General features: G+C 66.9%; 19 protein-coding genes and 1 pseudogene. 7 read left to right on the forward strand and 13 right to left on the reverse strand.

The genetic code is table 11. The annotated features are described in order from the left end of the window. Positions 1–38 precede the first annotated feature (38 nt). Positions 39–521, reverse strand: a complete 483-nt coding sequence (locus M8R19_RS06855) for a MaoC family dehydratase (RefSeq protein ID WP_249917399.1) — start codon at positions 519–521, stop codon at positions 39–41. A gap of 242 nt (positions 522–763) precedes the next feature. On the opposite strand from M8R19_RS06855, the gene M8R19_RS06860 reads away from it, so the two are divergent. Together M8R19_RS06860 and M8R19_RS06865 are read left to right on the forward strand one after the other, a co-directional pair. Beyond that, positions 764–1639 carry a LysR family transcriptional regulator gene (locus M8R19_RS06860; RefSeq protein ID WP_058072880.1) on the forward strand — a complete coding sequence of 292 codons (876 nt, stop codon included), beginning with the start codon at positions 764–766 and terminating at the stop codon, positions 1637–1639. 132 nt (positions 1640–1771) lie between these two features. Then, positions 1772–2008, forward strand: a pseudogene (locus tag M8R19_RS06865) (EAL domain-containing protein); the annotation flags it as partial. 872 nt (positions 2009–2880) lie between these two features. Here the strand turns inward: M8R19_RS06865 and M8R19_RS06870 are convergent. After that, positions 2881–3213, reverse strand: a complete 333-nt coding sequence (locus tag M8R19_RS06870; RefSeq protein ID WP_043271016.1) for a hypothetical protein — start codon at positions 3211–3213, stop codon at positions 2881–2883. An 11-nt stretch (positions 3214–3224) separates the two neighbouring features. Beyond that, on the reverse strand, positions 3225–4715 hold the full coding sequence (pap, locus tag M8R19_RS06875; RefSeq protein ID WP_074986452.1) for a polyphosphate:AMP phosphotransferase: 1491 nt from the start codon (positions 4713–4715) through the stop codon (positions 3225–3227). Between the two features lie 107 nt (positions 4716–4822). Here pap and mnmC point away from each other — a divergent pair, with 107 nt between their 5' ends. Next, positions 4823–6781, forward strand: coding sequence for a bifunctional tRNA (5-methylaminomethyl-2-thiouridine)(34)-methyltransferase MnmC2/FAD-dependent 5-carboxymethylaminomethyl-2-thiouridine(34) oxidoreductase MnmC1 (mnmC, locus tag M8R19_RS06880; protein ID WP_249917400.1), 1959 nt, complete (start codon positions 4823–4825; stop codon positions 6779–6781). 912 nt (positions 6782–7693) lie between these two features. Here the strand turns inward: mnmC and M8R19_RS06885 are convergent. Continuing rightward, a complete protein-coding gene (locus M8R19_RS06885) occupies positions 7694–8164 on the reverse strand; it encodes a MarR family winged helix-turn-helix transcriptional regulator (protein ID WP_116423126.1) in 471 nt (156 codons plus the stop codon). Between the two features lie 141 nt (positions 8165–8305). Here M8R19_RS06885 and M8R19_RS06890 point away from each other — a divergent pair, with 141 nt between their 5' ends. The 4 genes from M8R19_RS06890 to M8R19_RS06905 all read left to right on the forward strand — a co-directional run bounded on the left by M8R19_RS06890 (position 8306) and on the right by M8R19_RS06905 (position 13408). Then, positions 8306–10075, forward strand: coding sequence for an N-acetylglutaminylglutamine amidotransferase (locus M8R19_RS06890; protein WP_249917401.1), 1770 nt, complete (start codon positions 8306–8308; stop codon positions 10073–10075). Positions 10076–10136: 61 nt separating this feature from the next. Beyond that, positions 10137–11909, forward strand: a complete 1773-nt coding sequence (gene ngg / locus M8R19_RS06895; RefSeq protein ID WP_249917402.1) for an N-acetylglutaminylglutamine synthetase — start codon at positions 10137–10139, stop codon at positions 11907–11909. Then, positions 11906–13108, forward strand: a complete 1203-nt coding sequence (locus M8R19_RS06900) for an osmoprotectant NAGGN system M42 family peptidase (RefSeq protein ID WP_116423123.1) — start codon at positions 11906–11908, stop codon at positions 13106–13108. The genes ngg and M8R19_RS06900 overlap by 4 nt, the downstream gene beginning before the upstream one ends. Positions 13109–13177: 69 nt before the next feature. Beyond that, positions 13178–13408 carry a YheU family protein gene (locus tag M8R19_RS06905; RefSeq protein ID WP_074986441.1) on the forward strand — a complete coding sequence of 77 codons (231 nt, stop codon included), beginning with the start codon at positions 13178–13180 and terminating at the stop codon, positions 13406–13408. Between the two features lie 321 nt (positions 13409–13729). On the opposite strand, the gene M8R19_RS06910 is transcribed toward M8R19_RS06905, so the two are convergent. The 9 genes from M8R19_RS06910 to M8R19_RS06950 all read right to left on the reverse strand — a co-directional run bounded on the left by M8R19_RS06910 (position 13730) and on the right by M8R19_RS06950 (position 20845). Next, positions 13730–14059 carry a YnfA family protein gene (locus tag M8R19_RS06910; protein ID WP_009620480.1) on the reverse strand — a complete coding sequence of 110 codons (330 nt, stop codon included), beginning with the start codon at positions 14057–14059 and terminating at the stop codon, positions 13730–13732. Between the two features lie 18 nt (positions 14060–14077). Continuing rightward, on the reverse strand, positions 14078–14503 hold the full coding sequence (locus M8R19_RS06915; protein ID WP_009620481.1) for a hypothetical protein: 426 nt from the start codon (positions 14501–14503) through the stop codon (positions 14078–14080). Between the two features lie 234 nt (positions 14504–14737). Continuing rightward, positions 14738–15550 (reverse strand): SDR family oxidoreductase, encoded by an 813-nt coding sequence (locus M8R19_RS06920; protein WP_074986438.1) that lies wholly within the window; start codon positions 15548–15550, stop codon positions 14738–14740. 129 nt (positions 15551–15679) lie between these two features. After that, entirely contained in the window at positions 15680–15985 is a 306-nt protein-coding gene (locus tag M8R19_RS06925) for a hypothetical protein (RefSeq protein ID WP_009620483.1), read from the reverse strand. Between the two features lie 114 nt (positions 15986–16099). Next, positions 16100–16252, reverse strand: coding sequence for a DUF3309 family protein (locus M8R19_RS06930; protein WP_249917403.1), 153 nt, complete (start codon positions 16250–16252; stop codon positions 16100–16102). 138 nt (positions 16253–16390) lie between these two features. Further along, on the reverse strand, positions 16391–17017 hold the full coding sequence (locus M8R19_RS06935) for a 3'-5' exonuclease (protein ID WP_009620486.1): 627 nt from the start codon (positions 17015–17017) through the stop codon (positions 16391–16393). Continuing rightward, complete coding sequence (locus M8R19_RS06940) at positions 17014–18804, reverse strand: DUF294 nucleotidyltransferase-like domain-containing protein (RefSeq protein WP_249917404.1); 1791 nt, start codon at positions 18802–18804, stop codon at positions 17014–17016. The genes M8R19_RS06935 and M8R19_RS06940 overlap by 4 nt, the downstream gene beginning before the upstream one ends. 77 nt (positions 18805–18881) lie before the next feature. Continuing rightward, positions 18882–20537: a cation acetate symporter gene (locus M8R19_RS06945; protein ID WP_249917405.1), complete on the reverse strand. Its 1656-nt coding sequence runs from the start codon at positions 20535–20537 to the stop codon at positions 18882–18884. Then, a complete protein-coding gene (locus M8R19_RS06950; RefSeq protein WP_074986456.1) occupies positions 20534–20845 on the reverse strand; it encodes a DUF485 domain-containing protein in 312 nt (103 codons plus the stop codon). Before M8R19_RS06950 ends, M8R19_RS06945 begins: the two co-directional genes overlap by 4 nt. Between the last annotated feature and the right edge of the window lie 416 nt (positions 20846–21261).

Consider the following 21261-nt stretch of genomic DNA (forward strand, 5'->3'; position numbering starts at 1 on the left):
ATTCTAATGTCACAGGAAAGAGCGCCACCCCGGTATGATTACGCGCGCTTGCGAAGCAGATATCTCTGCCTGCCGTGCAATACTTGCTCACTTCGCTGATTGACGATGCATGAGGCCATTTCCAGCACACCAGTCGTCCGGCCAGGAATCAGTTCGATAATTTCCAGCGAACTGTAGAGCGTGTCTCCCACATACACCGGCTTGAGAAACTCGCTGCTTTGCCCCAGGAATGCCTTCAGCGAATCTTCCACCATGTGCGGAAACAGCCCCGCGCCGGCGGCTGTCTGGATCGCGACCTGGAACCCGTGCGCCAGCATGTTCGGCATGCCGTGCGCCCGGCAGTATTCGATATCGTAATGAACCGGATGATTATCGCCGCTGGCCAATTGAAAGGCCGCGAAAAGCGCATCGGTCATCGTTCGGGACGGAAGAATGAAACGCTCGCCTATTTCGAAATCCTCGAAATAGCGTTGCGCACAGATCCGATGACTCTCGCAGGGAAGATCAGGGGAAGAATGCATGTATCGTAGCCCTATTATTTTTTAAATAGAAACATCTCAAGGTCGGTACGATCACAACGACATAATCAGACTAGAGGCCTGCCGGGTAGGAAAACAGTTGAAATATTCGAAGGGGGTGATCGGGATATTGGAAGGGTATGCTCAGACTTTAAAAACAGACTTGCCGAAACTTCCGATGATGGTGAGGATATATTCGGCCAGGCGCCCCCTACCGACGACTCAATGCAAACCCCGAGGTGCCCATGCGATACGAGTTGACCGATCTACGACTGTTTCTCGCCATTGCCGAATCGGAAAGCCTCTCGATCGGAGCATCCAGCCGCTTCCTCTCCGCACCGTCGGCCAGCTACCGGCTCAAGAATCTGGAGCAGGCCCTGGGAACCACATTGTTCTTGAGAAGCGCCAAGGGCATGGCGCTAACGCCAGCCGGGCGCGTATTCCTGGACCATGTGCGTGGCATCCTCACGTCGGTCCAGCATATGGAAGGTGACCTGTCGCGCTTCTCCAATAACATCAGGGGGCAAATACGAATTGTCGCCAATAGCAGTTGCCTGGCCGGCCTGACCGCGCCACTTAGCCGCTATCTGGTCGCACATCCCAATATCAATGTGGAACTGGAGGAGCGGCTGAGCGAAGACATCGTTCTTGCCGTTACGGAAAATACGGCAGACATAGGCCTGCTGGCAGGCGAGGTCGATGTGATGGCGCTCGAGTCCAAGCCATACGGGCAGGATGAACTGATATTGATCACTGCGGTTTTCCACCCCCTGGCCAACGCACAGCAGGTCAGCCTTGCCACCGCACTGGATTCCGACTTCATCTGCCTGGATCGCCGCAGCAGCAACTTCCTGTTCCTCTCCAAGCTGGCGGGAAAACTGGGGAAACGCATCAATGCCCGGGTGAACGTGCAGAACTTCCCCACGCTGCTTCAACTGGTCGAGGAAAACGTAGGTGTCTCCATTGTGCCCCGCAGCATTGCCAGCACAGCCATCAGTGAACATCGAATTGCCGGAGTCTCCCTGGAGGAATCCTGGCGACATCGCAAGCAGTGGTTGGTGGCGAATAGCTTTTCGAACCTTCCGCACTATGTCAGAAGCTTCATCTCATACATGACGTAACGCTCGGAACGCGGCTCGCAAGACCATACGAGCACTCCATCTTTTGCAGGCGCTTCCGCTGCCATTGGGCTGTCTCGTCGAACACGATCTCGAAGGCGCGCCTGGTCAGGGCCAAATCGGGACTGGCCGTGCCATTGGGGCCTGGCCTACCTGAAGCTCGACGGCAGCTACATCCGCGCCATCGACCAGGACCAGGCCAAGCGCCTGTTCATCGAGGCGGTGTTCCGCGCCACCAACAGCATCGACCTGCCGCTGATCGCGGAGATGGTGGAGAGCGAGGGGGAATTGCGGGTGTTGCGGGAGATGGGGATCAAGGGGGCGATGGGGCGGTTGATCGGGGCGCCGGCGCCGTGGGGTGAGGGGGGGTAGAGGTGGGATTGCGAGTCTTTATCCCGCGCTCCGATCCTCACCCCCGTCATTCCCGCGAACGCGGGAACCCAGAAGACTTCAGGTTGGGCTGGGCTTAAGAGCGCCCTCTCCCCAGCCCTCGGCTGCGCGCCCCGCCCTGAAGGGAGAGGGGGCTGTCCGTGTCGAGAGAAGAACTGGCACCAGTCGGAAATCACCGAGGCTGCCGGCTAACGCCATAACATCAAGCCCTGCCCAACGGTCCCCTCTCCCTTCAGGGAGAGGGTTAGGGAGAGGGGGCGGAGTTGAACCAGTGCGCAGATATCGCCGGCCAGTTCGCGAGGTTCGCGAGCAAGCTCGCTCCTACGAAGAGCATGTCCGCTCTTGCTCTGGGTTTTGGACTTCCAGAGAAACATCCGCACACTCCGAAACGCCCCTTCAGAAGGCCGAGCGAAACCCGCGCTCAGGAGGTCATGCGACATGGATGTCGCGAGAGCCCCGTGGGCTACAGGGACGTACCCTCGGGGCGGGCCTCCGTGGCGGGGGAGTTCGTGAGGGGAGCCCGGCTTTATCGGGCCCGTATGTCGGGGCAAGCCTTTTTGGTTCCTTTTGTGGCGTTTGACAAAAGGGACTCGCCCGAGGGGGCGAAACAAGAGACATCAACGCACTCGGAGCGGCGCGCTACACCGAGCCCAACCCCAAAAGTCTCTGGGTTCCCGCGTTCGCGGGAATGACGGGGTTGAAGGATGGCGCCTGACCGACGCGTCGCTCAGGACAGCCCCCTCTCCCTTACACAGGGAGAGGGCTGGGGAGAGGGCGCTTACCCCCAACACCGCAGCCACCGGTAACCACTGTTCGCGAGCAAGCTCGCTCCTACAAAAACCCCGAGCCTGCCTTCAGAACAACCGCTCATCCTCCTCCTCCACCAAAGCCCCCAACCCATCCAGCCCAGCGCGAGTGGTGGCGCGGTCTTCCAGCTTGCGCCGGGCCGCTTCGGGCAGGTCGGTGTAGCGGATCAGGCCGCGACCCACCAGCACGCCCACTAGGTCCTCGATCACCCGCACCAACTCCAGGTCCGAGCGCTGCAGGGACTGCAGGCGCGCGTCCAGGGCGCCGCTCATCCAGGCCAGCACCTCGGGGTCGTCGGCCGGGGCGCCCTGGCCGCCGGCGAAGGGTTCGCGTTCGACCCGCACCAGGCGGCCGTTCTCATCGCGCTGCACGTAGACCATCGCCGTCTCCTTCACTTGTCCTTATCGAACGCCGCCTCCAGCGCATCGTTGAGCGTGCGCAGCACCTTGACCCGGGCGAAGCGCTTGTCGTTGGCCTCCACCAGGGTCCAGGGCGCGATCTCGGTGCTGGTGCGATCCACCATGTCGCCCACCGCGTCGACGTACTGGTCCCACTTGTCGCGGTTGCGCCAGTCTTCCTCGGTGATCTTGTAGCGCTTGAAGGGAATGCTCTCGCGCTCCTTGAAGCGCTCGTACTGGGTGTCCTTGTCGATGGCCAGCCAGAACTTCACCACCACGATGCCGAACTCCACCAGTTGCTCCTCGAAGTCGTTGATCTCCGAGTAGGCGCGCAGCCAGTCGGCCGGCGGGCAGAAGCCCTCGACGCGCTCCACCAGCACCCGGCCGTACCAGGAACGGTCGAAGATGGTGAACTGCCGGCGCGCCGGCATGTGCCGCCAGAAGCGCCACAAGTAGGGCTGGGCGCGCTCCTCCTCGGTGGGCGCGGCGATGGGCACGATGTGGTACTGGCGCGGGTCCAGGGCGTCGGTGACGCGGCGGATGGCGCCGCCCTTGCCGGCGGCGTCGTTGCCCTCGAACACGGCCAGCAGCGAATGCTGGCGGAAGCGCTTGTCGCGGATCAGCGTGGCCAGGCGCGCCTGCTCCCGGGCCAGTTGCGTCTTGTACTGGTCCTTGCTCAGCGCCAGGCTCAGGTCGAGGCTGTCGAGCAGGCCGCGGTTGTCCAGGCTGGCCACCAACGGCGCGGCATGGGGCTGCCGGCGCGGCCGGTCCTTGACGTCGAGCGCCGCCTGCAGGCCTTCGAGGATGGTGCGGCCGACGGTCAGGCTGCGGTAGCGCTCGTCCGCGCCTTCGACGATGTACCATGGCGCGTAGTCGCGGCTGGTGCGGCGCAGCACGCGCTCGCCGTAGCGCACGAACTTGTCGTAGACCTCGCTCTGCAGCCAGTCGATCTCGCTCAGTTGCCAGGAGCGCTGGGGGTCATTCTCGAGGGTCTTCAGGCGTTCCTTGAGCTGCTTCTTGGACAGGTGGAACCAGAACTTGAAGATCAGCGCGCCCTCGTCGCAGAGCATGCGCTCGAAACGCTCGGCGGCGTCGATGGCGACGTCCAGGCGGCTGCTCTTGATATCGCCGTTGACCCGCGCATGGAGCATCTGGCTGTACCAGTTGCCGAAGAAGATCGCCGTGCGCCCCTTGGGCGGCAGGCGCCGCCAGAAGCGCCACTGCGGCGGGCGGGCGAGCTCCTCGTCGGTGGGCCAGAGGAAGCTTTCCACCTGGATCAGCCGCGGGTCCATCCACTCGTTGAGCAGCTTGACCGTCTCGCCCTTGCCGGCCCCCTCGATGCCGTTGATCAGGATGATCACCGGGAACCGCGCCTGCCGCTTGAGCTCGTACTGGGCCTCCAGCAAGGCTTCGCGCAGCTCTATGACTTCCCTTTCGTAGGTTTCCTTGTCGATGGAATGGCCGATCTCGGCGGACTCGAACATGCACTGCCTCCTGACTGCGGGTTGCATTGAAGGTAGCGGATGTGACGCAGGCTGTCTGCGCGGGGGATCGGCTAAAATGCGCGCTTCGCTTTCCTGCCGGTAGCCCCATGCCCGACCACCACAGCGCCCAGCTCGACTGGGACGACAACGGCCAGCCCCTGTCGCGCGCCTACGGCGACGTGTACTTCTCCCGCGCCTCGGGCCTGGCGGAAACCCACCACGTGTTCCTCGACGGCAACCAGTTGCCGCGACGCTTCGCCGCACTGCCGGCGGGCGGGCGCCTGTGCATCGGCGAGACCGGCTTCGGCACCGGCCTGAACTTCCTCTGCGCCTGGCGCCAGTTCGAGGCCCTGGCCCCGGCGGATGCGCGCCTGCACTTCGTCAGCGTGGAGAAGTACCCGCTGCGCCGCGACGACCTGGCGCGCGCCCTGGCCCTGTGGGATGAACTGCGGCCCTGGAGCGAGCAGCTGCTGGCGCAGTACCACGCCATCCATCCCGGCTTCCAGCGCCTGCTGTTCGACGGTGGCCGGGTGGTGCTCACCCTGCTGGTGGGCGACGTGCTGGAAACCCTGCCGGAGCTGGAAGCGCGTATCGACGCCTGGTTCCTCGACGGCTTCTCCCCGGCGAAGAACCCGGAGATGTGGACCGAGCCGCTGTTCGCCGAACTGGCGCGGCTGGCGGCCCCCGGCGCGACGCTGGCCACCTTCACCAGCGCCGGTTTCGTCCGCCGCGGGCTGATCGCCGCCGGCTTCGCCATGCAGCGGGTCAAGGGCTTCGGGCAGAAGCGCGAGATGCTGGTGGGCGAGTTCCAGGGCCAGCCGCAGGACGCCGCCAAGCCCTGGTATGCGCGCCCGCCGGCGCCCGTGGGCGAGCGCCGCGCGCTGGTCGTCGGCGGCGGCCTGGCCGGCTGCGCCACCGCCGCCAGCCTGGCTGTGCGCGGCTGGAAGGTAAGCCTGGTGGAACGCCATGGCGAACTGGCCGCGGAGGCCTCGGGCAACCCCCAGGGCGTGCTCTACCTCAAGCTCTCGGCCCACGGCACGGCGCTGTCGCGTCTGGTGGTGGCCGGCTTCGGCCATACCCGCCGGCTGCTGGAGCGTCTGCAACGCGGCCGCGACTGGGACGCCTGCGGCGTGCTGCAACTGGCCTTCGACGAAGCCGAGGGCAAGCGCCAGGCGAAGCTGGCCGAAGCCTTCCCCGAGGACCTGCTGCAGGCGCTCTCGCGGGAACAGGCCGAAGCCACCGCCGGCATCGCCCTGCCGGCCGGCGGGCTGTTCTTCCCCGAGGCCGGCTGGGCGCATCCGCCGGCGCTGTGCCGGGCCCTGGCCGAACACCCGAACATCGAGCTGCTGAGCGGCCACGAGGTGCGCCTGGAGCGCGACGGCGGGCAGTGGCACGCCTTCGATGGCGAACAGCGCCTGGCCTCGGCGCCGGTGGCGGTCCTGGCCACCGCCGCCGAGGTACGCGCCTTCCCCGGCGCGGCCAGCCTGCCGCTCAAACGCATCCGCGGGCAGATCAGCCGCCTGCCGGCCACCGAAGCAAGCGCGGCGCTGCGTACCGTGGTCTGCGCCGAGGGCTACGTCGCTCCGCCGCGCCTGGGCGAGCACACCCTGGGCGCCAGCTTCGACTTTCACAGCGACGACCTGCAGCCCACCGTCGCCGAACACCAGGGCAACCTGGAACTGCTGCGGGAAATCTCCCCGGACCTGCTGCAGCGCCTGGGCCCGCAGGACCCGGCAGCCCTCGAAGGCCGCGCCGCGTTCCGTTGCACAACGCCGGACTACCTGCCGCTGATCGGCCCGCTGGCCGCGCGCGAAGCCTTCGCCGAGGCCTATGCAGTACTGGCCAAGGACGCCCGCCAGGTACCCGAAGCGCCCTGCCCCTGGCTCGACGGCCTGTACCTGAACAGCGCCCACGGCTCCCGCGGGCTGATCAGCGCGCCGCTGTCCGGCGAACTGCTGGCGGCCTGGCTGGACGACGAACCACTACCCCTGCCCCGCGCCGTGGCCGAGGCTTGCCATCCCAATCGGTTCTTCCTGCGCGAGTTGGTTCGGGGGCTGAAGTCCTAGCCACACCTGGCGATGAGCCTGTCGCTGGCGGCGCCGAGGTGTTTTTCGTAGGAGCGAGCTTGCTCGCGAACAGTGGTTACCGGTGGCTGCGGTGTTGGGGGTAAGAGCGCCCTCTCCCCAGCCCTCGGCTGCGCGCCCCGCCCTGAAGGGAGAGGGGGCCGTTCGGAGTGAGCGGAAAGTTTGGAGTCAAACTGATACTCCTCACGCCCCCTCGTCATCGAGAGCCGGGCCACACCTGGCGAGGAACCTGTCGCTGGCGGCGCCGAGGTGTTTTTCGTAGGAGCGAGCTTGCTCGCGAACAGTGGTTACTGGGGACTTAGGTGTTGGGTTCAAGAGCGCCCTCTCCCCAGCCCTCTCCCTGAAGGGAGAGGGGGCTGTTCGGAGTGGCCTGTAAGTCAGGCACCATCCTTCAACCTCGTCATTCCCGCGAACGCGGGAACCCAGTGACTGCCGGGTTCGCGAGCAAGCTCGCTCCTACGAAAAGCAAAAGCAAAAGCGCGTTTGCTCTTGGGACTTCCAGAGAAATAGCCGAGCGCACCAGAACGCCCCTTCAGAAGGCCGAGCGAAACCCGCGCTCAGGAGGTCATGCGACATGGATGTCGCGAGAGCCCCGCGGGCTACAGGGACGTACCCTCGGGGCGGGCCTCCGTGGCGGGGGAATTCGTGAGGGTAGCCCGACTCTGTCGGGCCCGTATGTCGGGGCAAGCCTTTTTGGTTCCTTTTGTGGCGTTTGACAAAAGGGACTCGCCCGAGGGGGCGAAACAAGAAACATCAACGCACTCGGAGCGGCGCGCTACGCCGAGCCCAACCCCAAAAGTCTCTGGGTTCCCGCGTTCGCGGGAATGACGGGGGGTGGGGTTGGGCGCAAAGCAAAGGAGCAGGCTCCTACGCATCCCAACCTCCCAACCCCCATCACTCCTCTTCCTCCTCCTCCGGCAACTCGAACAACTCCGCCGCCCGCAGCAACCCCGCCAACACCGCATGCCGCTCCCACTCGGGCAACTCGGCAAAACGCACCAACACATATTCCGGCAACAACGGCGGCGCCGACTGCAGCGCATCGCGGCCGGCATCCTCCAACAGCAACCATTGCTTGCGCCGATCCTGCTCATCACGCCGGCGCGCCAGCAAACCACGGCTTTCCAGACGATCGAGCACCCCGGACAGCGAAGCCTGGGACAGGCTCACACGCTTGGCCAGGCGGCTGGCAGTGATCTCCCTCTCCACCAGCAACACCTGCAGGATCAGCAGTTGCAGCGGCGTCAGCCCGCCGAAGCGGCTCAGGCGCTTGGCGTGCACCTCGCTGCCCTGCTGCAGCCGCCGCAGGGCCTGGAACATGGACAGCGCATAGGCATCCTCCAAGGCATTTTTCCTTTCAACCATAATCAATCGTCCGTTCAAAAACCGCATTAATTCATAAAAAAATCATAGAACTACTTTCACATGAAAGAGTCTTTCTGTTAACACAAAAAAAGGGCCCCGGCCCGAACCCCATTCATCCCCAACGGAGAACCGGTAAGGAAAATGTGCGGCTTAGCAGGAGAACTACGCTTCGACAATCAACCGGCCGACCTCGCGGCGGTCGAACGCATCACCCACCACCTCGCCCCCCGCGGACCCGACGCCTGGGGCTTCCATAGCGAAGGACCAGTGGCCCTCGGCCACCGCCGGCTGAAGATCATGGACCTGGCCGAAGCCTCCGGCCAGCCAATGATCGACACCACCCTGGGCCTGTCCCTGGTGTTCAACGGCGCCATCTACAACTACCCCGAGCTGCGCAAGGAGCTGGAAGCCCTCGGCTACCGCTTCTTCTCCGGCGGCGACACCGAGGTGCTGCTCAAGGGCTACCACGCCTGGGGCAAGGAACTGTTGCCCAGGCTCAACGGCATGTTCGTCTTCGCCATCTGGGAGCGCGACGCCCGCCGGCTGTTCATCGCCCGCGACCGCCTGGGCATCAAGCCGCTGTACCTGGCCCGGGACGACAAGCGTCTGCGCTTCGCCTCCAGCCTGCCGGCGCTGCTGCAGGGCGGCGGCGTCGACACCAGCCTGGACGCCGAGGCGCTCAACCTCTACCTGAACTTCCACGCCGTGGTGCCCGCGCCGCGCACCCTCCTCAACGGCGTGCGCAAGCTGCCGCCGGCGACCTGGATGAGCATCGACGCCGACGGCCGCAGCGAGCAGCACTGCTGGTGGCGCCTGGAATACGGCTGCCGCGAGGACGAACGCGAACTGCGCCTGGAAGACTGGGAAGACCGCGTGCTGGACAGCCTGCGCGAAGCCGTGGGCATCCGCCAGCGCGCCGCCCGCGAGGTGGGCGTGCTGCTCTCCGGCGGGGTGGATTCCAGCCTGCTGGTCGGCCTGCTGCACGAGGCCGGGGTGGACGACCTGCTGACCTTCTCCATCGGCTTCGAGGATGCCGGCGGCGAGCGCGGCGACGAGTTCCACTACTCCGACCTCATCGCCCGCCGCTACGGCACGCGCCACCACCAGTTGCGCATCGGCGAGAACCAGGTGATCGAGCAGTTGCCGGCGGCCTTCCGCGCCATGAGCGAGCCCATGGTCAGCCACGACTGCATCGCCTTCTACCTGCTCGCCCGCGAAGTGTCGAAGCACTGCAAGGTGGTGCAGAGCGGCCAGGGCGCCGACGAGCTGTTCGCCGGCTATCACTGGTACCCGCCCATGGTCGACGCCGCCTCGCCGCTGCACGCCTACCGCGCGGCCTTCTTCGACCGCAGCCACGGCGAATACGAAGCCACGGTGCGCCCGGCCATGCGCGTGGAGGACGTGGCCCAGGCCTTCGTCGCCGAGCACTTCGCCATGCCCGGCGCCAGCGACGCGGTGGACAAGGCGCTGCGCCTGGACAGCACCATCATGCTGGTGGACGACCCGGTCAAGCGCGTCGACAACATGACCATGGCCTGGGGCCTGGAGGCCCGCGTGCCGTTCCTCGACTACCGCCTGGCCGAACTCTCGGCGCGCATCCCGGCGCGCTTCAAGCTCGGCGAAGGCGGCAAGCAGGTGCTCAAGGCCGCGGCGCGGCGGGTGATCCCGGCCGAGGTGATCGACCGGCCCAAGGGCTACTTCCCGGTGCCGGGGCTCAAGCATCTGCAGGGCAACACCCGCGCCTGGGTCAGCGAACTGCTGCTGGACCCGAGCCAGGACCGCGGCCTGTTCGAGCCGGCGCAGATCGACCGCCTGCTCGGCAGCCCGCAGGACGACCTCACCCCGTTGCGCGGCTCCAAGCTCTGGCAGCTGGCCGCCCTCAACCTCTGGCTGACCGAACAGGGACTCTGACCCAGCCAGCAGCGCGGGCCACCGGCACCGTACCGGCGGCCCGCCCTCCAGGGAGCGAACCATGAAAAGCCATTTCAACCTGCCCCATCCGCACAACCAGCGCCTGCTGCGCGGCCAGGTGCCGACCTACCAGCGCCTGCAGGCGCGCTTCGCCGAGGACCACGAGCGGCCCGGCTGCGAGCCTCACAGCCTGCACTGCGGCTGGGGCCGGCTGTTGATCGGGCACACCTTCGCCGAACCCGACGCGCTGGCCACGGAGCTGCTCAACGAGCGCCCCGGCGAACGCGACATCGCCCTCTACGTGGCGGCGCCGCAGCAGGTGCTGGCCCATGCGCCGCAGCAGCTGTTCCTCGACCCCTCCGACACCCTGCGCCTGTGGTTCACCGACTACCGCCCGGCGCGTCGCTCCTTCCGCGGCTTCCGCATCCGCCGGGTGCACGGCGAGGACGACTGGGCGGCGGTCAACCGCCTGTACCTGGCGCGCAGCATGCTGCCGGTGGACGCCGAGCGGCTCACCCCGCACTACCAGGGCGGGCCCACCTACTGGCTGGCCGAGGACAGCGAGACCGGCAATGCGGTCGGCGCGGTCATGGGCCTGAACCACGCCAAGGCCTTCCACGACCCGGAAGGCGGCTCCAGCCTCTGGTGCCTGGCGGTGGACCCGCAGTGCAGCCGGCCGGGCGTCGGCGAGGCCCTGGTGCGCCACCTGATCGAACACTTCATGAGCCGCGAACTGGCCTACCTCGACCTGTCGGTGCTGCACAGCAACAAGCAGGCGAAGGCGCTGTACCGCAAGCTCGGCTTCCGCGAACTGGCGACCTTCGCCATCAAGCGCAAGAACGGCATCAACCAGCCGCTGTTCCTCGGCCCCGGCCCCGAGCAGGGGCTGAACCCCTATGCCCGGATCATCGTCGACGAGGCTCATCGCCGCGGCATCGAAGTGCAGGTGCAGGACGCCGACGCCGGCCTCTTCAGCCTGACCCAGGGCGGCCGGCGCATCCGCTGCCGCGAGTCGCTGTGCGACCTGACCAGCGCAGTGAGCATGACTCTCTGCCAGGACAAGCGCCTGACCCACCGGGCGCTGGCCCGCGCCGGGCTGAAGCAGCCGCAGCAGCGCCTGGCCGGCAGCGCCGAGGACAACGCCGCGTTCCTCGCCGAGCACGGCGCGCTGGTGGTCAAGCCGGTGGATGGCGAGCAGGGCCAGGGCGTGGCGGTGAACCTGACGAAGATCGAAGAGGTCGAGGCGGCCATCGAGCACGCCCACCAGTTCGACGGCCGCGTGCTGCTGGAAAGCTACCACCCCGGCCAGGACCTGCGCGTGCTGGTGATCGGCTACGAAGTGGTGGCCGCCGCGGTGCGCCACCCGGCCACGGTGATCGGCGACGGCCGCCACAGCATCCGCCAGCTGATCGAGGCGCAGAGCCGCCGGCGCCAGGCCGCCACCGGCGGCGAGAGCCGCATCCCGCTGGACGGCGAGACCGAGCGCACCCTGCACGCCGCCGGCTTCGGCTACGACGACGTGCTGCCCGAGGGCCGCAGCCTGGCCGTGCGCGGCACCGCCAACCTGCACACCGGCGGCACCCTGGAAGACGTCACCGACAGGCTCCACCCGAGCCTGCGCGAGGCCGCCATCCGCGCCGCGCGGGCGCTGGAGATCCCGGTCACCGGGCTGGACCTGCTGGTGCCCGACGTGGAGGGCGAGGACTACGTGATCATCGAGGCCAACGAGCGCCCGGGCCTGGCCAACCACGAGCCGCAGCCCACCGCCGAGCGCTTCCTCGACCTGCTCTTCCCGCTCAGCCGCGAACCCCTGGACCGCGAGGTGCCCGCATGAGCCGACTGCCGCAACCGGACCTCAACTACCTGCAGCGGGTGCTGCTGGAGATGCTCGCCATCCCCAGCCCCACCGGCTTCACCGACACCATCGTGCGCTACGTCGCCGAGCGCCTGGAGGAGATCGGCATCCCCTTCGAGATGACCCGCCGCGGGACCATCCGCGCGACCCTCGCCGGCCGCCGCAACAGCCCGGACCGCGCGGTCTCGGCGCACCTGGACACCATCGGCGCCATCGTCCGCGAGATCAAGCCCAACGGCCGCCTGGCGCTGGCCCCGGTGGGCTGCTGGTCGAGCCGCTTCGCCGAGGGCAGCCGCGTCACCGTGTTCTGTGACAACGGCGTGCTGCGCGGCAGCGTGCTGCCGCTGATGGCCTCGGGGCACGCCTTCAACACCGCGGTGGACAGCCTGCCGATCAGCTGGGACCACGTCGAGCTGCGCCTGGACGCCTACACCGTGAGCCCGGCCGACAGCGCCGCGCTGGGTGTGTCCATCGGCGACTTCGTGGCCTTCGACCCGCTGCCGGAGTTCACCGACAGCGGCCACATCAGCGCCCGCCACCTGGACGACAAGGCCGGCGTGGCGGCGCTGCTGGCGGCGCTCAAGGCCATCGTCGAAAGCGGCCAGGAACCGCCGATCGACTGCCACCCGCTGTTCACCATCACCGAGGAGATCGGTTCCGGCGCGGCGGGCGCCCTGCCCTGGGACGTCAGCGAGTTCGTCGGCATCGACATCGCCCCGGTGGCCGAGGGGCAGAACTCCAGCGAGCACGCGGTGAGCGTGGCCCTGCAGGACTCCGGCGGGCCCTACGACTACCACCTCTCGCGGCACCTGCTGCGCCTGGCCGAGCGCCACGAGGTGGCGGTGCGCCGCGACCTGTTCCGCTACTACCACAGCGACGCGCAGTCGGCGATCGAGGCCGGCCACGACATCCGCACCGCGCTGCTGGCCTTCGGCTGCGACGCCACCCACGGCTACGAGCGCACCCACATCGACAGCCTGGCCAACCTGGCGCGCCTGCTTTGCGCCTACCTGCTCAGCCCGCCGGTGTTCGACAGCGACGCCGAGCCCAAGGAAGGCGCCATCGAGCGCTTCAGCAAGCAACTGGAACACCCGGTGCACATGGAGAGCACCACCCACGTGCAACCGGTGGGCGAACTGCTGGACAACAGCAAGGACGATGAAAAGGGGCACCACTGAGGCGTTCCGCACTCGCCGGCGGGCCGGCGCGCGACTAGAATCGCCGCCAGTTCCGCCGAGTGCCCGCCCATGCTGATTCCCTACGACCTGCTCGAAGCCGATACCCTGAACAACCTGCTGGAAGACTTCGTCACCCGCGAAGGCACCGACAACGGCGACGACACGCCCCTGGCCACCCGCGTCGAACGCGCCCGCCACGCGCTCAGGCGCGGCGAGGCGGTGATCGTGTTCGATCCGGAGAGCCAGCAGTGTCAGTTGATGCTCAAGGTGGAAGTGCCGAAGGAGTGGCTGGAGAGCTGAGCGATACCCATCGCCACGGCCGCATGGGTTTCGCTTCGCTCAACCCATCCTACGGGGTGTGTGGTGGTGTAGGAGCGCGCCCTGCGCGCGATATCGCGGGCAGGGCCCGCTCCTACAGGGGTACGCCATGGCTGATGCCGCGTAGGAGCGAGCTTGCTCGCGAATGGCGCTTGTCGGGGACTTTAGGTGCTGGGCTTTAGAGCGCCCTCTCCCCAGCCCTCTCCCTGAAGGGAGAGGGCTGGGGAGAGGGTTGCAAGGGTTAGCTGAGCACCAGGAGCCAGGTTCGCGAGCAAGCTCGCTCCTACGAAAAGCCAGCCCCCATCAAGGCGCCAACTTCGGCCCCAGCAGCACCACGCTCGCCCCCACGATGCACAGCGCCACGCCCAGCCAATCGCTCCACAGCGGCCGGCTCTTCTCCACATAGGCCAACCAGAACAGCGACGCCGCCACGTAGATGCCGCCATAGGCCGCATAGGAGCGCCCGGCATAGGCCGCCTCGACGCGGGTCAGCAGCAGGGCGAAGCACAGCAGGCTGAACAGCCCGGGAATTATCCACAGGGGCGTGCGGTCCAGGCGCAGCCAGAGGAAGAAGGCGTAGCAGCCGGCGATCTCGCAGAACGCGGCCAGGAGGAACCACAGGTAGTTGAGCATCTCGCTTTCCTTGGCGGCTCAGCCGCGCAGGCCGCCTTCGCGCTCCCAGGCGCAGCGTACCCGCAGGTCGCCTTCCTGGGGGCTGTGGAAGCCGCGTTCGGATTCCCAGCGGAAGGTGTGGCAGCCGTTGAGTTCGGTTTCCAGGTGCACCACCGCGCTGGCCCAGTACAGGCGCTTGAGCAGCGCCTCGAACTGCTCCACCCACAGGTTCCACTCGTATTCGATGGCCGGGTAGCTGGCGCCGAAGTGGATCACCTGGGACTGGTACAGGCCGGCGCCTTCCTGCTCGCAGCGGCTGAACATCTCGCGGCCGAGGAACGGCCAGGCCTCGCCCATCGGCAGGCTGTCCAGCACCTTGCGGTTGGCCGCGCGGCGCAGGCGCCGCTCCATGGAGTCGCCGGGCCAGTCGCGGATGCAACCATAGACGATGGATTCGGACTGCAAGACGGTGAGACTCCCTCTGGACGACGCTGCCTTCTAGCACAGGCGCAGGCGCCACGGAAGCGCCGGGCAGCAATGTTGCGTGGCCTGGCCCGGAAAAGCAAAAGCCCCGCGATGGAGGCGGGGCTTTCACTGGGGTCCAACTTACATCGGCAGGCAGGCCGGTGAAGCAAAACTACGCTTTTGCACCGCCCTGGGCAAGCGCTGTTTTCGCTTGCACCGAAGCGGTGCGAAAACTCAGGCCAGGCTGCGCTGCTTGGCCTTCATCTTCTGCGCCATGCGCGTCATCTCGTCGTAGATCGCCTGCGGGTTCTGTTGCTTGACCTGCCAGGCCAGGCGGCCCTGCTCGTGGGGCAGGATCATGAAGCTGCCGCGCTCGACTTCCTGGTGGATGTAGTCGGCGATGTCGGCGGCGCTGATCGGCGAGCCTTCCAGCAGCTTGCCCACCTGGTTCTTCATGTCCGGGCTGGGGCCGCGGAAGGAGTCCAGCAGGTTGGTCTGGAAGAACGACGGGCAGACCACGTGGACCTTCACGTCCACCAGGCTCAGCTCGGCCAGCAGGCTTTCCGACAGGGCCACCACGCCGGCCTTGGCCACGTTGTAGTTGCTCATCGCCGGGCCCTGCATCAGCGCGGCCATGGAGGCGATGTTGACGATGCGCCCCTTGCTGCGCTCCAGCAGCGGCAGGAAGGCCTTGCAGCCCTTGACCACGCCCATCAGGTTGATGGAGATCTGCCAGTCCCAGTCTTCCAGCGACAGCTCCTCGAAGAAGCCGCCGGAGGCCACGCCGGCATTGTTGACGATGACGTCGATGCCGCCGAGCTTCTCGTCGCAGGCCTGGGCCAGCGCCGTCAGCTGGCTGTAGTCGCGCACGTCGCAGCGCTGGGTGAAGCCGTCGCCGCCGGCCTCGCGCACCAGGCGCAGGGTTTCGGCCAGGCCGTCGTCGTTGATGTCGGCCAGGGCCAGGCGCCAGCCTTCGCGGGCCCAGCGCAGGGCGATTTCGCGGCCCAGGCCGGAACCGGCGCCGGTGATCATCATGCGGTTTTGCATAGGGGGGTTGCCTTGTCTTGTCCGGGGAATTGTCCGGCAGTGTAGCCAAGGCCCCGCCCGCGCTGCGCTTTAATCAGGCTGCTGAATGGCGCCGGCAAACCGGCGCCACAGCCAGGTAAGGCGCAGCCTTCAGAACAATGGAAGCAGCAGACAGGAAAGCTTCCCGAGAACCAGTGCGACGCCCGCGAAGATCAGCACGAAGGCCGCGCAATTGACCTTCTCGCGGCGCAGGCCGGCGAACGAATGCACGCGGTAGCGCAACAGGAAGAAGCCCAGCGCCAGCAGCAGGGCCGGGGCGAAATAGACGAACTGCCAGTAGCGTTGCGGATCGCTCTCCCGCGCCAACCAGTCCGCCGCCGGCAGCGCCACCAGGCCACTGAGCAACTGGCCGAGCAGCCACAGGCTGCCCAGGGCGACCAGTACGACTCCGAGCATTCCCTTTCCCCCGTCCTGCAAAAGGCCATCATGGTAGGGCGTGGGAGGACGGCGGGCTGTGTCCTGGATCACTTTGCGCACCTTGCGCCAGCGGCGGACCGCGAAGGGTTCACGCTATACGTAGCCCAGCAGGAGCATGACCAGCAGCACCACCAGGACCACACCGAGGATCCCCGAGGGCCCGTAGCCCCAGCTGCGCGAATAGGGATACACCGGCAGGCCGCCGATGAGCAGAAGGATGAAGATGACCAGCAGAATGGTTCCCATGGAGCGCCTCCCGTAGGCAGTCGGACGGCACGCCAGCATTGCCGGCCCGCGTCCGCGGAACGGGCAGCGCACGGGCTGCCCACCTGCTATTGGGACTGGCGTCGCAACGCCGGGATTCAGTTTTTCTGCGCCGCGGGCTCAGTGCTGCAGGTCGGGCAGCGAGCCCTTGCGCAGGCGCAGGAACATCAGCGCCACGCTGCGCGCATCGCCCAGCGCGGTGTGGCGGCCTTCCACGGGAATGCCGAGGGTACGCGCCAGGGTGTCGAAGCGCAGGTCCAGGTGCAGGTCCGGGTAGCGCCGCGCCATCTTGCGCTGGTACAGCGCGGAGACCTCGATGCGCGGGTTGCCCAGGGCCTCGCCCAGGCGCTCGCGCAGGTGGCGGCGCAGCACGGCGACGTCGAACGACAGGTAGTAGCCCAGCAGCGGGCGGTCACCGATGAAGGCCAGCGTCCGGCGCAGCGCCTCGTCCAGCGGCAACTGGCCTTCGAGGTCGGCGCGGCGCAGCTTGTGGATGCGGATCGACTCGCCGTCGAGGCTGGCCGGCGGCTCCACCAGCAGCTCCAGGCGCTCGCCGAGCACCAGCTTGCCGCGGCGGATGAGCACCGCGCCTATGCTGAGGATGTCCGCCTTGCGCGGGTCGAGGCTGGTGGTCTCCAGGTCCAGGGAGACGATCTCCTCGGCCTCCTCCGGGGCGTGCAGGCACCAGTACAGCCGGCGGCGCCAGCCGGACCAGTGATGGTCGGGAATCTTCACCAGGGCGTTCATCGGCTCTCCAGGTGGAACTGCCGTTCCAGGCTCTGCTTGAACTTCTTCACCGCATGCAGTCCGAAGCGCAGCATATCGCGCTCGTGGCGACTCAGGCGGGCGACGTCCAGGCCCTGCTGGCGGCCATCGCGCTCGCCGGCCAGTTGCTGGGTCAGGCGCAGCTGCAGGAACAGCTCGAAGGCTTCGGCAAGGTTCTCCGCCAGGCCCTCGTCGAGCACGCCGTGCGCCTTCAGCGCGTCCAGCCGGGCCAGGCTGCCGCGCGCCTCCAGCCCTTCGCGCAGGGCCAGCACGCGGCAGCCGTGGACGATGGGGAAGATGCCGCCGCGCTTGATGTCCAGGTGTTCCTCGCGGGTCTTCAGCTGGCCGAGGAAGGTCAGCGGAGTGTCGAACTGCAGGGCCGCCACGGCGATGTCCGCCAGCCAGCGCTCGCCGTCCGCGGCGAAGCCCAGCAGGCCCTGGCGCAGGCCGTCGAACAGCTGGCGGTTGCCGGCCACCGGCCAGGCGTCGATGAGGATCGACAGGCGCAGCAGCTGTTCCGGGCGCCCTTCCAGGGCCGTGGTGTTCAGCTCGCGCTGCCAGGCGGCCAGCGGCTTGCACCACTGCGCGTGGCTGGCCATGACGCCGCCGGGGCACGGCGGATAGCCGCAGGCCAGCAGCGCATCGCTGAAGCGCTGCATCAGCGCCAGGGCCTGTTCCTGGGGGAAATCGTCGGCGAGGATCAGGGCGTTGTCCTGGTCGGTCTTGAGCAGTTGCTCGCCGCGGCCTTCGCTGCCCATCACCACCAGGCAGCAGCGGCTGCGCAGCGGCGCCGGTATCAAGAGTTCGAAGAGGCGTTCGAGCAATTGCTCGTTGAGCGCGCCGACCAGTTGCATGATGAAGCGCAGGCGGATGCCGTTGCCGGCCAGGGTGGCGATCAGGGTGTGCAGGGTCTCGGCGGCGCCGCGCAGCTCCTCCTCGGTCTCGGCGCGGGCGATGCGCAGCGCCAGGACGTGGGAGTGGGTGGAGAACAGGCTGAGCACCTGGGTCAGGTGCAGCAGGCCGACCACTTCGCCGTCCTCGTGCACCGCGACGCGCTCGATGCGCAGGCGCGTCATGAGGATCATGGCGTCGAACAGGAAATCGCCCAGCTCGATGCTGGCCAGCGGGCCGTGGGCGAGCGGGCCGATGGCCTCGTCCTCGGCGCGGCCGTCGCGGAAGTGCGCGCGCATCAGGTCGGTGCGGGTGACGATGCCCAGTTCGCCGCCGCTGCGCACCAGCAGGGCATCGGCGCCATGGCTGAGTTGCAGGCGCGCGGCGTCGCCCAGGGGCAGCCCGGCGTCCACTTCGATGGCCGGCAGCAGGTGTTCGCGGGCGATGCGGGTGAGGATGAATTCGGCCAGGTTCTGCCCGTCGCGCCGCGCCAATTGGCGCTTGGCCGCGAGGTCGGCCTGGAAGAAGCGGGCGAAGCCGGGGTTGTCGCTGCACAGCTGGTGGAAGGTGCTGGCCGGCAGTTCGTAGAGGATGCTCTCCTCCACCGCGCGGTAGTCGTGCTTGCTGCTGCCGGAGAACAGCCCGCGGATGTCGAACAGGTCGTCGCCGGCGTACTGGGCGAACAGCCGGTCATCTTCGCCGCGCTCCTCGACCACGCCCTTGAGCACGATGAACAGGCAGGGCACCGCGGCGCCGGCTTCGAGTACGGTCTCGCCACTGGTGTAGTAGGCGACGCTCAGGGCCTCGGCGAAGGCCTGGCGCTCGCTCACGCGCAGCTGATCGAACGGCGGCGCGGAGAAGTTGAAGCTCTCGGGCATCGCGAGCCCCTTGTGGCAGTGCGTAAAAGGCGAAGCCGGAGGCGAGCCTCCGGCTTCGTCAAGTCAGCCGCGAGGCATCAGTGGGCTACTGCGCCACTGGCGCCCAGGCCGGTCTGCGAGCGAATGAACTGCGGGAAGAAGCGTGCGCGCTCCTCGTCCGCCGCCGCCGACTTGTCGGTGATGGAGAAGAACCAGATGCCGATGAAGGCCACGGCCATGGAGAACAGCGCCGGGTATTCGAACGGGTAGATGGCTTTCTCGTGGCCGAGGATCTGCACCCAGATGGTCGGGCCGAGGATCATCAGCACCACCGCGGTGATCAGGCCCAGCCAGCCGCCGATCATGGCGCCGCGGGTGGTCAGCTTCTTCCAGTACATCGAGAGCAGCAGCACCGGGAAGTTGCAGCTGGCGGCGATGGAGAAGGCCAGGCCGACCATGAAGGCGATGTTCTGCTTCTCGAACAGGATGCCGAGGATGATCGCGACCACGCCCAGGGCGACGGTGGTGATCTTCGACACGCGCAGCTCGTCCTTCTCGTTGGCCTTGCCGCCCTTGAGCACGCTGGCGTACAGGTCGTGGGACACCGCCGAGGCACCGGCCAGGGTCAGGCCGGCGACCACCGCGAGGATGGTGGCGAAGGCCACCGCGGAGATGAAGCCGAGGAACAGGCTGCCGCCCACGGCGTCGGCCAGGTGCACGGCGGCCATGTTGTTGCCGCCGATCAGGGCGCCGGCGGCGTCCTTGAAGGCCGGGTTGGTGCTCACCAGCACGATGGCGCCGAAGCCGATGATGAAGGTCAGGATGTAGAAGTAGCCGATGAAGCCGGTGGCGAAGAACACCGACTTGCGGGCTTCCTTGGCGTCACTGACGGTGAAGAAGCGCATCAGGATGTGCGGCAGGCCGGCGGTGCCGAACATCAGCGCGAAGCCCAGGGAGAAGGCCGAGATCGGGTCCTTCACCAGGCCGCCGGGGCTCATGATGGCCTCGCCTTTGGGGTGCACCTTGATGGCTTCGGAGAACAGCGCGCTGATGTCGAAGTTGACGTGCTTGAGCACCATGATCGCCATGAAGGAGGCGCCGCACAGCAGCAGCACGGCCTTGATGATCTGTACCCAGGTGGTGGCCAGCATGCCGCCGAACAGCACGTAGAGCACCATCAGGATGCCGACCATGACCACGGCGACGTGGTAGTTCAAGCCGAACAGCAGTTCGATCAGCTTGCCGGCGCCGACCATCTGCGCGATCAGGTAGAAGGCCACCACCACCAGCGAGCCGCAGGCGGACAGGGTGCGGATGTTCTTCTGCTTGAGGCGGTAGGAGGCCACGTCGGCGAAGGTGTACTTGCCGAGGTTGCGCAGGCGCTCGGCGATCAGGAAGAGGATGATCGGCCAGCCCACGAGGAAGCCGATGGAGTAGATCAGGCCGTCGTAGCCGGAGGTGAACACCAGCGCGGAAATCCCCAGGAAGGACGCGGCGGACATGTAGTCGCCGGCGATCGCCAGGCCGTTCTGGAAGCCGGTGATGCTGCCGCCTGCGGTGTAGAAGTCGGCGGCCGACTTGCTGCGCTTGGAGGCCCAGTAGGTGATGCACAGGGTGAGGCCGACGAAGGCGACGAACATGATGATCGCCGAGACGTTGATCGGCTGGCGCTGCACGTCGCCGGTCAGGGCGTCGGCCCAGAGGGCGGGGGCGAAGGCGGCCAGGCCGAGGGCCGCGAACAGGCGGGCGATCATTGCTGGACCTCCTTGAGGACTTCCTGGTTCAGGCGGTCGAACTCGCCATTGGCGCGGCGCACGTAGATGCCGGTGAGGACGAAGGCGGACAGAATCAGCCCGACGCCGATGGGAATGCCCCAGGTCACCGAGGAATCGGGGCTCACCTTGGTGCCCAGCACTTGCGGTTCGAATGCGATCAGCAGGATGAAGGCCACGTACAGGCCCAGCATGATCAGTGAGAGCAGCCAGGCGAATCGCTCGCGTTTGGCCACCAGTTCCTTGAAGCGCGGATTGGTATCAATCCGCTGGTAGATGCTGTCGTTCATTTTGTTCTTGTCCTCACAGCGGGGGATGACGCGGATGTCGTCGATCCCCACTTTAGGACTCTGGTGCAAGGCCTCCAGACGACTTTAGTCGTAGCGGGCTGGGAGGGGCTTTCTAGAGCCTTCGGCGTGGGAGTGGCGGAGTCTTGGTGGGGATGTCTGTAGGAGCGAGCTTGCTCGCGAATGGGGTTTGTCGGTGGCTGCGGTGTTGGGGTTGAGAGCGCCCTCTCCCCAACCCTCTCCCTGAAGGGAGAGGGGGCTGTCCTGAGCGATGCGTCGGTCAGGCGCCATCCTCCCACCACCGTCATTCCCGCGAATGCGGGAACCCAGAGACTTTTTTGAGTTGGGGCTCGGTGTAGCGCGCCGCTCCGAGTCTGCGGAGATTTCTCGTTTCGCCCCCTCGGGCGAGTCCCTTTTGT

Source organism: Pseudomonas sp. R3.Fl (assembly GCF_023516765.1).
GTDB classification, from domain to species: domain Bacteria; phylum Pseudomonadota; class Gammaproteobacteria; order Pseudomonadales; family Pseudomonadaceae; genus Pseudomonas; species Pseudomonas citronellolis.